General features: G+C 69.2%; 11 protein-coding genes and 1 tRNA gene. 6 read left to right on the top strand and 6 right to left on the bottom strand.

All coding sequences use genetic code 11. From position 1 onward, the window contains the following. Window positions 1-5: 5 nt before the first annotated feature. From ABIA71_RS05990 to ABIA71_RS05975, 4 genes are read left to right on the top strand one after another with little or no spacing between them, the layout of a single operon-like run. Window positions 6-419, top strand: coding sequence for an ExbD/TolR family protein (locus tag ABIA71_RS05990; RefSeq protein WP_128096782.1), 414 nt, complete (start codon window positions 6-8; stop codon window positions 417-419). A gap of 4 nt (window positions 420-423) precedes the next feature. Then, window positions 424-1,113 carry an energy transducer TonB family protein gene (locus tag ABIA71_RS05985; protein ID WP_354283908.1) on the top strand — a complete coding sequence of 230 codons (690 nt, stop codon included), beginning with the start codon at window positions 424-426 and terminating at the stop codon, window positions 1,111-1,113. Between the two features lie 49 nt (window positions 1,114-1,162). Then, window positions 1,163-2,893, top strand: coding sequence for a putative porin (locus ABIA71_RS05980; RefSeq protein WP_354283906.1), 1,731 nt, complete (start codon window positions 1,163-1,165; stop codon window positions 2,891-2,893). Window positions 2,894-2,942: 49 nt separating this feature from the next. Further along, window positions 2,943-3,734: a SapC family protein gene (locus tag ABIA71_RS05975; RefSeq protein ID WP_354283904.1), complete on the top strand. Its 792-nt coding sequence runs from the start codon at window positions 2,943-2,945 to the stop codon at window positions 3,732-3,734. Window positions 3,735-4,629: 895 nt separating this feature from the next. On the opposite strand, the gene ABIA71_RS05970 is transcribed toward ABIA71_RS05975, so the two are convergent. The 3 genes from ABIA71_RS05970 to ABIA71_RS05960 form a co-directional block, all read right to left on the bottom strand. Next, a complete protein-coding gene (locus tag ABIA71_RS05970) occupies window positions 4,630-5,043 on the bottom strand; it encodes a PIN-like domain-containing protein (RefSeq protein WP_141057857.1) in 414 nt (137 codons plus the stop codon). Continuing rightward, on the bottom strand, window positions 5,040-5,744 hold the full coding sequence (locus ABIA71_RS05965) for a DUF433 domain-containing protein (protein WP_354283902.1): 705 nt from the start codon (window positions 5,742-5,744) through the stop codon (window positions 5,040-5,042). The genes ABIA71_RS05970 and ABIA71_RS05965 overlap by 4 nt, the downstream gene beginning before the upstream one ends. A 136-nt stretch (window positions 5,745-5,880) precedes the next feature. Beyond that, window positions 5,881-5,957: transfer RNA gene (locus ABIA71_RS05960), tRNA-Arg, on the bottom strand. Between the two features lie 155 nt (window positions 5,958-6,112). Here ABIA71_RS05960 and ubiA point away from each other — a divergent pair. Continuing rightward, on the top strand, window positions 6,113-7,006 hold the full coding sequence (ubiA, locus tag ABIA71_RS05955; RefSeq protein WP_128095494.1) for a 4-hydroxybenzoate octaprenyltransferase: 894 nt from the start codon (window positions 6,113-6,115) through the stop codon (window positions 7,004-7,006). A gap of 204 nt (window positions 7,007-7,210) precedes the next feature. Beyond that, window positions 7,211-8,635 carry a short-chain fatty acid transporter gene (locus ABIA71_RS05950; protein WP_181393953.1) on the top strand — a complete coding sequence of 475 codons (1,425 nt, stop codon included), beginning with the start codon at window positions 7,211-7,213 and terminating at the stop codon, window positions 8,633-8,635. 437 nt (window positions 8,636-9,072) lie between these two features. On the opposite strand, the gene ABIA71_RS05945 is transcribed toward ABIA71_RS05950, so the two are convergent. From ABIA71_RS05945 to ABIA71_RS05935, 3 genes are all read right to left on the bottom strand, one after another. Beyond that, the gene (locus ABIA71_RS05945) at window positions 9,073-11,967 is read right to left on the bottom strand and encodes a type I restriction endonuclease (protein ID WP_354283899.1); all 2,895 of its coding nucleotides are present in this window, start codon (window positions 11,965-11,967) and stop codon (window positions 9,073-9,075) included. 210 nt (window positions 11,968-12,177) lie between these two features. After that, on the bottom strand, window positions 12,178-13,701 hold the full coding sequence (locus ABIA71_RS05940; RefSeq protein ID WP_354283897.1) for an HsdM family class I SAM-dependent methyltransferase: 1,524 nt from the start codon (window positions 13,699-13,701) through the stop codon (window positions 12,178-12,180). Next, a complete protein-coding gene (locus ABIA71_RS05935; protein ID WP_137190681.1) occupies window positions 13,698-14,294 on the bottom strand; it encodes a restriction endonuclease subunit S in 597 nt (198 codons plus the stop codon). Before ABIA71_RS05935 ends, ABIA71_RS05940 begins: the two co-directional genes overlap by 4 nt. Window positions 14,295-14,363 lie beyond the last annotated feature (69 nt).

The raw sequence follows: 14,363 nt of genomic DNA, 5'->3' as shown, positions 1-14,363 counted from the left end.
CGACCATGGCCAGGGCAAAACGGTTCGGCATCAAGAAGCGCGAGAAGGGCATCAACGTCACCCCGTTCGTCGACGTGCTGCTGGTGGTGCTGGTGATCTTCATCCTCACCAGCAACGCCTCCATTCCGGGAATCCAGGTCAACCTGCCCAAGGCCAGCGCCAGCATGGCGCTGGAAAAGCCGAAGACCAAGGCGATCACCGTCGACAACGCCGGGCAGATCTTCCTCGACGCCTACCCGGTCAGCCTGGCCGAGCTGGAAGACCGCCTGCGCACCGAAAAGGCACTCACCCCCGACTTCCCGGTGATCGTGCGCGGCGACGCCCAGGTGCAGTACGCGCGCGTGGTGGAGGTTCTTGACCTGCTGCGCCGGATCGACCTCAACCAGGTTGGCCTGGTGACCGGCAAACCACAGGGGTGATGGCGTGACTGCACTCAATCCCCGTGCACGCGGCGCGGCCGGCTGGCAGCGCTGGTGGCCGCTGGCCGCGCTGCTGGCCGGCATCGCGCTGCTGGCGCTGCTGGCATGGCTGCTGCTGTTCAAGGACACCGCCAGTACCCGCCGCCCGCAGGTGGAGGTGCCGATGGTGATGCTGCCCCCACCGCCGCCCCCACCGCCGCCGGAACCGGAACCCGAGCCGGAACCCAAGCCCGACGAGGTGATGCCCGAACCGGAGCCGCTGGACGAGGTGCCCAAGCCCACCGAGGAAGCGCCCACCCCGGACACCGCCGACCCGGTGACCATGGACGCCACCGCGCAGGCCGGTACCGACAGTTTCGGCATCCAGTCCGGCAGCGGTGGTGGCCGCAGCGGCACCGGTGGCGGTGGCGCCGGCAACGCCACCTACGGGCGCTACCTCGGCTACGTGCTGCAGCAGGCCGTGGCACGCGACGAGCAGGTTCGCCGGTTGGCGTTCCAGCTCACCGTCAACATCTGGCTGGACCCCACCGGTGCGGTCACGCGGGTGGAACTGCTGCGTGGCAGCGGCAACCCCGAGGCCGACGAACGCGTGCTGCAGGCCATCCGCGCGGTGGGCCGCATCGACGAGCGCCCGCCGGCGTCGCTGGATTTCCCTGCGCGCGTGCTGGTGCAGGGCCGGCGCCCGGCCGGCTAGGCGCGGCTGCCTCCTTCTTCCCGACTTTCCTTTTTCTGCGAGCAAGCTGATGACCCGTTCAACCTATTCCGCCGCGCTGCTGGGCCTGCGCCGTTCCGCCCTCGCCGCCGGTGTCGTGCTGGTGCTGGCCAGCGGCGCCGCCCATGCCCAGGACGGCAGCGGCGAAAGCACGATGATCAAGCTGATCCGCGGCCTGATCGACAGCGGCGCGCTCAAGCCCGAGGCGGGCCAGGCACTGCTGCTGGAAGCCCAGCGCGAAGCCGCCGTGGCGCGGCCGGCCGCAGCCACCGGCGCCATCGCCGCGCAGCCCGGCGACGTGCGGGTGCCGTACATCCCGCAGACCGTGCGCGATGAGATCCGCGAGGAACTCAAGACCAGCGTGATGGCCCAGGCCAAGGCCGAAGGCTGGGCCGCACCGGACCAGGTGCCCGACTGGACCCAGCGCCTGCGCGTGCAGGGCGACGTGCGCGTGCGCAATGAAAGCCGCCTGTATTCGGACCGTAACAGCGACATCGAAGTGGACTGGGCGCGCATCAACGCCGGCAACGGCTACGACGTCAACGGCAACACCAACCTGGGCCTGCCGCCGCTGCGCAACACCCGCGAAGACCGCAACAACTCCTGGCGCATCCGCGCGCGCCTGGGCGTGGTGGCCGAGCTGGGCGACCACACCCGTGCCGGCGTGCGCCTGGCCACCGGCAATGACAACGGCCCGGTGTCGTCCACCCAGACCCTGGGCGGCGGCCTGGCCAAGAAGGACGCCTGGCTCGACCAGGCCTGGCTGTCCTACGCGCCGGTGCAGGGCCTGGACATCATCGGCGGCCGCTTCGGCAACCCGTACTGGTCCACCGACACGCTGTTCTCCAACGACTTCAACTTCGACGGCCTGGCATTCAAGTACGCCCACCCGCTGGGCGGCGAGGGGCTGTCGCTGTTCGCCACGCTCGGCCTGACCCCGCTGGAGTACTCGTCTGATGGTTTCCCGAACACCAGCCAGACCAAGATGAAGAGCGAGAACAAGTGGCTCAACGGCGTGCAGGTCGGCGCCGACTGGCAGTTCGGCGACCAGCAGAAACTGCGCGCCGCGGTGGGCTACTTCGACTTCCGCAACATCGCCGGTGAGTACTCCCAGCCCTGCGCGCTGTACGCCGGTGCCGACCACTGCAGCAGCGACTGGTCGCGCCCGGCCTTCATGCAGAAGGGCAACACGCTGATGCTGCTGCGGAACATCGCGCTCGATCCACTCGACCCGGCCAACACCCCGATGCCGCAGTACGTGGGCCTGGCCTCCGAATTCGAACTGCTGGACCTCAACCTGGCCTGGGAAACCCCCACCTTCGGCGGCTACGCGCTGCGCCTGGAAGGCCACGGCATCAAGAACCTCGCCTTCGACCGCAACCGCATGTGGTCGCGCGCGCAGGGCGGCATCGTCACCAACCTGGGGGCGGCCGCCAACGGCGTGGCCGGCCCGCAGGACATCCAGAGCGGCGACATGGCCTACATGGCGCAGGCCACCTTCGGCCAGCTGGCGCTCAAGCAGGCCGGCGACTGGAACGTGTGGCTGGGTTACAAGCGCCTGGAGGCCGACGCGCTGCCCGACGCCTACAACGATTCCAACTTCCACCTGGGCGGCACCAATGCCAAGGGCTACTACTTGGGCAGCTCCTACATGTTCGACAAGAACGTGTGGCTGACCGGCCGCTGGATGGCGGCCAAGGAAGTCACCGGCGCGCCGCAGTCCATCGACGTCTTCCAGCTCGAAGTGAACGCTGGCTTCTGACCTGTTGGCCGGTGCACCCGCGCCGGCCGTTTCCCTGCTGGATACCCCCATGACCACTGACGACACCCTGCACACGCTGCCCGATGCCCCCGACCAGGTCGTGCCCGATGCGATGGACGCCGACGCCGACGCCGCTGCGCCGACCTCGCCGCCGCTGTACCGCACCCCGGTAGTGCTCTCTTCGCACACCCACGCGCACTGGCGCCTGCTGCCCGGCGACGCCGCGTTCGCCGCCGCCAGCCATGCCGTTCCGCTGGTCATCGGCGAATTCGCCGCGGCCGCCCGCGACTACCCGGTGGTATTTGTCGGCACCGATGCCGCCCCGGTGGCCGTGCTTGGCCTGCAGGCCGAACACAACCGCTTCGTGGTGGCCGACCACTGGCAGACCGGCACCTACGTGCCCGCCTATGTGCGCCGCTATCCGTTCGTGTTCGCCCGCACCACCGACCCCGACGGCCATGTACTGGCCATCGACGCCGACGCGCCGATGCTGCGTACCGATGGCGATGATGGCCAGCCCCTGTTCGAGGCCGACGGCCAGCCCAGCGCGCTCACCCGCCAGGCCCTGGCGTTCTGCGACGCCTTCACCCGCGACGCCACCGTCACGGCTGCCTTCAGCGCCGCACTGGTCACCGCCGGCGTATTGGTGGAACGCCAGGCCGACGTCGTGCACCCCGACGGCCGCCAGTCCAGCCTGCTCGGCTTCCACCTGATCGACGCCGAACGCTTCGCCGCACTCCCCGACGCCACCGTGCTGGCCTGGCACCGCCAGGGCTGGCTGGCCTTGGTGCATTTCCACATGGCCTCGCTGGCCCGCTTCAAGGACCTGCTCCCCACCTGACCGTTTCAACCGGGCCACCGGACAGGACAACGACACGGACGTCGTGGACCGCACACGCGGTTCGCCACTGCCAGGCAGGTGGGAAGACCTCGCCCTGGCCCCGGCAGTCTGTCCGGTACCCGACCCTCGTTCCCTCTACGCGCGCTAAGGGTAGAGCCACCCCATGGGTGGCTGCACGCAACCTCCCCCAAACGCTAAAACGCACGCACGGCACGCCCCTACCGTGGTTTACCCATTCGCTACCTGCCACCCTGGGGTACGGGGGCCGTCCCAGAAGCGCGCGCGATCGCGCAATCTGCTACCACGGTCGTAATCACGCCCTTCCCGGCGACATCCACCGCATCGAAGCAGCTGCCGAACACGCGCTTCTGCGCCTCCCCCTGCTTGCCTGGCGTGCCCGGCGTATACCCCGACATAACCACTTCATAGCGCGTTCCCGCCCGTAACGCAGGGGCGGACGCGTCCCCGTGACCATAAACAAGGCACTGGCTGGGCGGCAGCGCAGGTTCGGCAGTTCCCGACCGCAGGAAGATGTGCTCCCACACGGGTACGCCTCCCGCACCACTGTCTCTTACCGACACTCTCGCGATGATCGGCGCGTTGCTGCGTGTTTCCCGCGTGTCAGGCACTCCAAAACAAGGCACGCCATCGCGGTCCTGGATCGTCGCCGGCTGGTAGCGCCCCGGTGGCGATGCACAGCTGGCCATCATCGGCAGAAGAAGGCCCAGCAGGGCCACGGGCAGTTGCATTCGCATCATCGGATCGTCCTTGTTGGGCACCGCCAGGCCGGTGGGAATACCTCGCCCTGGCCCCCGGCAGTCTGTCCGCTACTCGACCTGATTGCTGTAGCGCCGGGCTCTGCCCTGCTTCGCTTCACCCACCCTCGCCACGGCCGTCAACGTGTCGGTTTGATGGGAATCAACCTTCCCCGCGACGCCCGCAGGTGCGGCACCCTGAACATGCCCCCTGGCTGGGTGAGCTGGGCCAGCTGCATCATCTTCGGCCACCACTCCAGCAGCCGGGCCGCGCAGTCGTAGTGGTTCAACGTGCTCCAGCCCTTGGCCAGAACGAACACCGTCAGGCCCAGCCGCGCTATCGCCTCGCGTTCGACCGGACGTCGATGGTGGTGGTCCTGGGTAACGTGGACCTGGATACCCTGCTGGATCGCCTCTTCAAACAGCGCCACATCCTTGGTGCCGCTGCCCACGAAATCACGCACGTGCACCACCTCGTGGTCATCCACGCGCGCAATGGGATCGATCGCCCTTGCCAGGGCAGGCGGCAGGTTCTCGTCGATCTGCGCCTTCAAGGCGCCACCCGTTGTTCGAAGCTGACCGCCTTGCGCACATCGGCTGCAGAGATGCCATACAGCCGGGCGACCCGTTGTGCATCGCCATTCTCCACCTGAAGCGCTTCGGCGATGGCCACCGTCGGTACGCCGGAACCGGCAAGGATGGGTTGCCCGAAGCTGCGCTGGGGGTCGAACACCACCGCGCGGGATCCTTTGAGCGGGTACCAGCGCGTGGCTTCGTCGTCGATGCTCAGTTCGATGCCCTCGCGCAACGATGGCGCAATCACCTTTCGGATCACGTCCTGGCGCTTGACCACATCCACCAGGGCCGCATCACCGCTGGCATCCAGCAGCTCCATGAAGATCCGGCGCCCGTCGGTCTTGAAGCTGGTGCTGGTAAAGGGGTAGTTCCTGCCCAGCCGCTCGTGGACCTCATCGATGGTGCGGCGGATCAGGTTCAGTGGCACGCCACCGGCAACGAACGTACGGACGAAGCGCAGCTCGATCAGGTCGCGGAAGCCAATGCCTTCAATGCCCGTGCCGGCCCATTGCGGCGACCACAACGGGGCGTGGTCGATGTGCAGTTCACCACGGTGCGTGCTGTAGCCCTTCAACCAGCGGCGCAGCTCGCTCGGCTTGCCACCAATGAAGCGCGCGGCGTCCGCATACGAATACAGGCCGAAGCCGAAGGTGTCCTGCGCTGGCAAGGCAATGCCCATGGGGACGAGTCTACGCAAACCGGATCGGAGCGGACCACCGCACGACGCATCCTGGGCTGCAGGTATCGCAATGGCTGCGACGCAGGGCAGGGTTCTGGGCGTTCAGGGGACGTGGCGATGGGCCACAAGGCAAGGATGGTGCGCCCGGAGGGATTCGAACCCCCGACCAATGGCTTCGGAAGCCACTACTCTATCCGGCTGAGCTACGAGCGCGTTGTGTCCTGCAGTCCCGGGCGCCGATGCTGGCCGCCGAACGCCGTGGTGGCGCGGGACGAGCATTCTAGCGGTAAACGCGGCGCAGGTCTGCCCCCCGTTCAATTGCCCGGCACGGCAACGCTCGCGGCGGGGCTTGGCGGTATCCTTTGTGCATGGCTTACGAACGTTTTGAAGCCCCCGACGGTCCCGCACCGTCGCGTTGGGGCCAGTACTGGAAACTGATGCGCGCCGATCGCCCGATCGGCACCCTGCTGCTGCTGTGGCCCACCTGGTGGGCGTTGTGGCTGGCCGCCGGTGGCCTGCCGCCGCTGTGGACCCTGTTCGTGTTCAGCGCCGGGGTCTGGCTGACGCGTTCGGCCGGCTGCGTCATCAACGACTACGCCGACCGCTGGCTGGACCCGCACGTCAAGCGCACCAAGGACCGCCCGCTGGCCAGCGGCCGGGTGTCCGGGCGCGAGGCGCTGCTGCTGTTCGCCGGGTTGATGCTGGTCGCCTTCGCGCTGGTGCTCACCCTGAACCGGCTGACCATCGGCTTGAGCTTCATCGGCATCTTCCTGGCCGCCAGCTACCCCTACCTCAAGCGCTACACCCACCTGCCGCAGGTGTACCTGGGCATGGCCTTCGGCTGGGGCATCCCGATGGCATTCGCCGCCGTGCAGGGCGAAGTGCCAGTGGTGGGCTGGCTGCTGTATGGCGCCAACATCCTGTGGTCCACCGCCTACGACACCTGGTACGCCATGGTGGACCGCGACGACGACCTCAAGATGGGCTCGCATTCCACCGCCATCCTGTTCGGCGACCTGGACCTGGTCATCCAGGGCATCCTGTTCACCCTGTTCCTGGGCACCATGGGCCTGGTGGGCGTGCGCGCCGGCCTGGGCGCGGCGTACTGGATGTCGGTGGGCGTGGCCGCGCTGCTGATCGCCTACCAGTTCATGATCTGCCGCAAACGCGAGCGCGATGCCTGCTTCAAGGCCTTCCTGCACAACAACTGGGTGGGCGCCACCCTGTTCGCGGGCATCGCCGCCGCCCTGGCATTCCATTAAACCCCGGCCAACGGTCGGGGCCTACGGATCGGTCGAGGTTCCCGCGACCCGGTAGTGCCGGCCGCTGGCCGGCTCCCGCCCCCCCCAAACAGCCGCCCCGCAGCCTGCACCCAGCACCTCGCCCCTACGACCAATAGGCGACTGACAGCCCGCCACCCAACCCACACACTGCTCCCCATCTGAATCACCTGGGAGGGTAGGGCGATGGCCACGTCGACAGCAGCACAAGACGGTTGGATGGCGCGCGCAGCACTGCGCTCGGCCGCGTGGGCCGAAAAATGGTTCCCCGACGCCTACGTGTTCGCCGTGCTTGGCGTGGTCATCGTGGCCGCCGCCGCCATCGGCTTCGGCGCCACCCCGCAGGCCACCGCCAGCGCGTTCGGCGAAGGCTTCTGGAGCCTGATTCCCTTCACCATGCAGATGGCCTTCGTGGTCATCGGCGGCTACGCCCTGGCCACCGCGCCCATCGTGGCGCGCTTCATCGACCAACTGGCGCGGGTGCCGCGCACCGGCCGTGGCGCGGTGGTGTACGTGGGCCTGGTGAGCATGCTGGCCTCGCTGCTCAGCTGGGGCTTCTCGCTGGTGTTCGGCGGCTTGCTGGTGCGCGCGCTGGCACGCCGCGAAGACCTGAAAATGGATTACCGCGCCGCCGGCGCCTCGGCCTACCTGGGGCTCGGCGCGGTATGGGCGATGGGCCTGAGTTCCTCGGCCGCCCAGCTGCAGGCCAACCCGGCCAGCATGCCGCCGGGGCTGGTGGAAATCACCGGGGTGCTGCCCTTCACCGAAACCATCTTCCTGTGGCAGTCCATCGCGCTCACCGCCGCGTTGATCCTGGTGTCGTTGCTGATCGCCTGGCTCACCGCGCCCGGCCCGGCCACCGCCCGCACCGCGCGGGACTTCGACGGTGCCGCCCAGGCCGAGCCGCAACCGCTGCAGCCGCGCACCCGCCCGGGCGAGTGGCTCGAATACAGCCCGCTGCTCACCGTGCTGCTCTCGCTGCTGGCATTCGGCTGGCTGTTTGGCGAATTCGCCAGCAAGCCGCTGGTAAGTGCCATCGCCAACCTCAACACCTACAACTTCCTGTTCATTTCGCTGGGCCTGCTGCTGCACTGGCGCCCGCGCAGCTTCCTCAACGCGGTGGCCAAGGCGGTGCCCAGCACCACTGGCGTACTCATCCAGTTCCCGCTGTATGGCGGTATCGCCATGATCCTCACCCACGCGGTGGGCAGCGGCGATGAAACCCTGGCACACCGGTTGTCCAGCCTGTTCGTGCACATCGCCACCGCCGACACCTTCGCCCTGGTCATGGGCGTGTACTCGGCGGTGCTGGGCTTCTTCGTGCCCTCGGGCGGCGGCAAGTGGATCATCGAGGCGCCGTATGTGATGCAGGCTGCCAACGAGCTCAAGGCGCACCTGGGCTGGGCGGTGCAGGTATACAACGCCGCCGAAGCGCTGCCCAACCTGATCAACCCGTTCTGGATGCTGCCGCTGCTGGGCGTGTTGGGCCTGAAGGCGCGCGACATCGTCGGCTTCACCTTCATCCAGCTGCTGGTGCACATCCCCCTGGTGCTGGGCCTGTTGTGGCTGCTGGGCATGACCCTGACCTACGTACCGCCAGTAATGCCGTAACGCCGGCCGTTGCGCAGCGGCCCCAACGCGTAGCGCCGGGCTCTGCCCGGCTGCTTGGAATCCAGGGCAGCGGGGCAGAGCCCCGCTCTACGACGGTGGGCCTGCCGCGTAGCGCCGGGCTCTGCCCGGCCGCTTGGAATCTATGGCAGCGGGGCAGAGCCCCGCTCTACGACGGTGGGCATGCCGCGTAGCGCCGGGCTCTGCCCGGCCGCTTGGAATCCATGGCAGCGGGGCAGAGCCCCGCTCTACGAAGGTGGGCATACCGCGTAGCGCCGGGCTCTGCCCGGCTGCTCGGAATCCATGGCAGCGGGGCAGAGCCCCGCTCTACGACGGTGGGCCTGCCACGTAGCGCCGGGCTCTGCCCGGCTGCTTGGAATCAACGGCAGCGGGGCAGAGCCCTGCTCTACGACGGTGGGCATGCCGCGTAGCGCCCCGCGCTACGAGGGGTCCGGGTTGGCGGCGGTGTCGGCCAGCAGCGTCGGCAGCTGCGCCAACACCGCTGCGCAGTGCGCGGGCGAAAGCACCGCCGCCAAGGCCGGGGCCAGCCGCCGTTGCAGGTCGGCCAGCCCCAGGTGCGGCGCGCGTGGCTGTGCTGCGTGCGCTGCGCCGATCGCGCTGAGCAGCTGTTCGGCCACCGCGTGATGCAGCTGCCGCTGCGCGGTGTTCTTCGGCGCGCCCAAGGTGCGCACCAATACCCCACGGCACGACAACTGCACCCGCGATGCGCTGCCGGCAGCGGGAAGCTTCAGCGCCCGGTACCGCAGCACCTGCAAGGCCTGCAGCGCCTGCAGGCAGTGCAACCGCTCGGCAGGCGGGCGCGGCGCGGCCAACAACCCGCGCAGCTGCCGTTGCAGCTGCAGCCGTGCGGCGGTCCCCACCGTGCTGGTTTCCAGCTGACGGCGCAGCTGGCTATGCAACACATCCGCATCGCAGCGCGGGTTGCCTGGCAGGGCGGCGGCTGGACCAAGGTAGTCCCACCCCGCGTCGCGGACCTCCGGGGCCCGCTCGCGCGCCCAATGGCGAATACGCACATCTTCATCCGCACTCAAATGCGCCTCACACGCCTCGATCGCCACGGCATCGCGCAGCAGCGAACAGAAATGCAGGTCGTACCGGTAGCGCTGCTGCGGGGTATCCACCTCGGCCCCGCTCCCTTCCACGGGCAGCGCCAGCATCGCTGCCTGCAACTGCTGCCCAAAGCCCGTCACGCGCTGGTGCAGGCAACGTCGGCGCAGGCGGTGCAGGTCGCGCTCATGGCCGTGGGCGTCCATGCTCCACCGCGGCCCCAGGTGCTCGCGGCAGGCGTGGAAATCCATGCTGCCGGTGGCCGGCAGCAACGCCCGCAAACGGCGGTGCTCGCGCGGCAGCCTGGCCTGCACCTGCTGCAACGGCAGCGGGGCCCAGGCATCTGCCGCGCCGTGTTGCCAAGGCGCTGATACACCCGGCAGATGTACCAGCCAGGCGCAGTGCTTGTGGGGGTGCGGGCGGTTGAGCAGGGCCAACACCCGCGCCAACCCCGCGCTGTCCAACGCCGTGTCCAGATACACCAGCGCCAACCGTGCATCCAGGTAGGGCAGGGCGTGCGGGTCGCTGGCAATCAGCAGTTGCGCCTGCTGCTGCGTTGCATTGCTCGGCCCGCACCCGGGGCCCACCACCGCGCTGTGCACCGCCCCGTCTTTGGCCAAAGCGCGCTGGTAGCGGCGCATGGTTTCGGCATCGTGCACCAGCAGCACCGCGCGCAGGTCGCGTTCGGTGTGCTGCAAAGTATCGCGCAGATGCTGGGCGATGGTGGACGCCCAGAAGCCGCAGGGCGGCGCGGCCGGCTCGGCCAAGGGCGTGGCTCCGCGCCTGGCTGCCTGGCGGCGGGGCAGGGTGGGTTGCAGCGCATGGTGGTACACCGGCACCACCAGACCATCGGCAACGGCCTCGGCCGTGCTGCATGCAAACAGCAGCGGGTCGCACACAGTGCCCGACACCCCCTCCGGCGGCGGGCCGCTGCCCAGCCACAGCCACCCGGCGCGCGGCAGCCGTTCGCGCGCGCGTTCCACCCACGCCGGCTGGCCGGCCTGCAGGTGTGCATCTACCAGCACAATCAGGTCGTCACCGTCATGCCCGGCATCCCGGCGGCGTAGCCAGGCCTGCAGTGTGCCCGGCGTGGTCTGCAGGGTGCAGCCGCGTCCGTCGGCCATGAAGGCCGCCAGCCGTCGCCCGGGCGACAAGGCCGGCTCGCCCCGCGTAGCCGGCAGGGGCGTCACCGCAGGGCGCTGCTGCACCAGCAAGACCCGGCAATGGCGCAGCCACGGATCGCGCTGTACGTGCTGCACCAGCCAGTGCCACGTAAGCGCCATGCCCACGCCTGCTGCCAGCTGCACCTGCCCACGCCCCCGGCACCCCTGCGCGTCAACGCGCCGCAACTGCGCCAGTCCCGCCTGCACCGCGAAGAACTGCGCTGCCCGCGCAATACGCGGCTGGCCGTCGGCACCGGTGTGCAGGAAGCCCCGCAGCAGCGCCAGCACCCTGGCCGGCGCCGCCACACCGGCCAGCAAAGGCGCATGTACTGCGCGCAGCCAGCGTCCGTTGGCTTCGGCAGCCCCGGTTCGGGGCATTGGCACGGTGCCACGCAGCTGCTGCACGGCATCCGCGCTCCAATCGTGCTCGCGCCATCGCACCCAGCCATTGGCCGGCGTGCCGCTGCACGCATAGCGCCCACCGCGCCGGTCCAATGCCAGCAGCAACGGCGGGCGGCACGCACTGCCGCTGGCCCGCATCTGCTGGCCGTGCAGGGCAATGGCCGCGTCATCCCGGCCCCAGCGCCCCTGCCCATCGCGTTCCACGCACAGCAATCGCAGCAAGGGCAGGCCGTTGACGTAGCCCTCCAGCACGTCAATGCGCGGCACCGCATCCAGCAGCGCCTGGCCCTCGCCACGCGCGCTGGCGATGTCCCATTGGTTGTTCAGCGGCTCGGCCCAATCCACCAGCGGCACCGTGGCCCGCACCGTGCGGCCGTCAGGCAGCCGCTGCGCTACGCATACCCCGTTGCGCAGCGCGACCAGCAGGGCATCGGTGCCTGCCTGTGAGCCGCGCCGCAGCGGCCCCTGCGTTACCGCCGCCAGCACCTGCGCAACGCCCTCGGCATCCAGCGGCCAGTGCTCGCCATGCGCTTCAAAGCGCAGCTGCTGCAGGTACTGCCGCAAGCGCCCTTCCAGCAGCGCGCTGCCCTCGTCGCCGCGCAGGGAGCAGCGACGGTTCGGTGCCAGGTACTGCCAGCCCAGGCGCTGCAACCAGCCCAATGTGGAGCGGGTGACTACGCCGCGCACCGGAGCGCGGCTCATGACAGCGTGCCTTGCAGTGGAAAACGGCATAGCGGCGGGGCGAAGCGGAAGGTTCGATAGCGCATGCCCGCAGTCTGGCGCAGCCAAACCGTGCCACACCGTGTGCACCATTCCGTTTCCTGCACGTCCGCTGCACGGTGCAGTGAACAGTTTCAATGCACCGAAGCAAGCAGATAGCGTGCGCCGATCAACCCAACACGCGCCGACGTGTCAGCCCGCTTTCGCCGGCCGCTCTTCCAGTTCCGCCAGGTCGCCATCCAGCGCCTGCTCCAACGCACCCAAGCGCGAACGCAGCCGTGCACGCTGCCCACGCAGCGCCTCCAGCGTGGGCACCTGGGCGTGCTCGCCCGGCTGCACATAACGCGCAATGCTCAGGTTGCTGCCCTGCAGGGCCAGCATTTGGGGCGTAGCCAGGCAGGCCACACCGGCCACGTCCTCGCGGCGGCGGCACAGCGCCAGCACCTGCTCGGCGGCGGCCTGGTCCAGCCGGGGCCCACGCTTGGTGGTCGGCTGCAGTTGGCGCGCGTCCACAAACAGCACGTTCTCGTCATTGCGCATCGCGCGCAGCACCAGCAGCGCGGTCGCCACCGGGCTGCCCGCAAACAGCCGATCGGGCAGGCCGATCACCGCATCAATCAGATTGGCGTCCAGCAGGCTGCGGCGAATCAACGCCTCCTCGCCATCGCGGAACAGCACCCCGTGCGGCACCACCATCGCAATGCGCCCGGCGTGCCGGTCCATCGTTTTCAGCATGTGCTGCAACAGCGCCAGATGGCCCCACTGGCGCGGCGGCATGCCATGCACAAAGCGCTGGTGCGTATCGCGGATGCCGCGCTCGGGCGACCACGCCAGCGCAAACGGCGGGCGCGTGAGCTGTACATGGAAGCGCCGCAACTGCCCGGTGGCATCCACCAAGGTGTCGTGCAGCAGCGGCGTGCCCGCATGCACGGCGTGATTGTCTTCCCCATGCAGCAGCAGGCGCAGCCGTGCGCAGGCCCAGGCGGTGTCGTGCTCTTCCTGTCCCAGCAACTGGTGCCGGCGTGCACCGTGGGTGGTACGCGCCCAGCGGCTGGCCGCCAGCAACAGGCTGCCGTGGCGGCAGGCCACATCGCAGATGGTTTCGTCTTCGCGCGGGTCCATCAGCCCGGCCATCAGCCAGCCCAGCGGGTCGGGCACGTGGGCCACGGGCGCAGGGCTGCGGCGGGGTTGGCTGCGCTCCAGCAGGCGGTCCACTGCCTGCCCGATGTCGGCCCGGTAGGTGCCGCGCAGGGGGCGGAAGTCCAGCGCCGGCACCGTCATCCGGCCCAGCACGCGCGACAGCGCCACATCGCGGTGCTCGGCATCGCGCGGCCAGCCATCGTGCAGGCGCAGCACATCGAACACCTCGGCCAGGGTGGCGCGGTTGGCCTGGGTGAGCTGCTGCAATGCGGTGGTGATGCGGCGGTCGTTGCCTGGGGCGAAGCGCTGGCGGAACAGCAGCTCAAAGCGCGCCTCGGGCGGCACCACCAGCAGCTGCGCGCCCGGCGCGGTGGGCGGCCAGTGCAGCGGCGCGCCGTAGGTTTGATCCGGGTCCTGCGCGGCGGCGTCGGTGTCGCTGGCAATCTTGAGCAGCAGCAGCGCCAACAGCAGGTAGGTGGCCGCGTTGGCGTCGGCGGCGTCGTTGAGAGGCTCGCGCGCGGCGTTGAGCGCGGCGTGCGTAGCGTGTGCACCGGGCAGGCCCGCCATCATCTTCATGCGCCACTCCCTTGCAACACCTGCTCGGCCACCACGGCAATCTCCTGTTGGCGAATGTGGATCAGCGCTTCCAGGCAGCGCTGTTCGGCCTGCGCCGCACTGGCAATGCCCACAATGCGCCGCTGCTGCGCCACCGGCGGCACGTGCACCGGCAACTGCGCCACCGCTGTTTTGCGCAGGCTCTGCTGGCGTGACCCCGCCGCCTGCTGGCGCAGGTACGCCTGTGCCGCGCGCTGGTTCAACTGCCATGCCAGGAACGCCGGCAGCAGATCGGGCGTGCACACCCGCAGCACATACAGGTGCGGGCTGCACACCGTGGATTCTGGCGGGTTGTGCAGCAGCATCGCCAGCGGGTGATTGCCGCGCCCGGCGATCAGAACATCCTGATCCTGCACCCAGTCGGGCGGCTTGCGCGCACGCAGCGCGGTGCGCAGCAGGTGGTCGCGTTCCTGCAGCCCATCCAGGGCAAGATTCTTGAGTTGAATGACCTGCACCGGGCCCTCCGGCACGGCGGCAATGGCACCGCGAAAGGGGTGGCCCTGGCGGATGCTGGCCACGTCGCCAAGCAGGGCAATGCGCGTGAGTGTGTTCATGCGTGCACCATGCGTTCGGGTATGCAGAGGGTCAACCGAACAGGCGGGCAGCATTCGCGATGATGCGAA

Source organism: Stenotrophomonas sp. 2619 (assembly GCF_040548725.1).
Lineage (GTDB): Bacteria > Pseudomonadota > Gammaproteobacteria > Xanthomonadales > Xanthomonadaceae > Stenotrophomonas > Stenotrophomonas maltophilia_AP.
The sequence above is the reverse complement of the archived record's forward strand: the minus strand, read 5'-3'. Positions and strand labels throughout refer to the sequence as shown.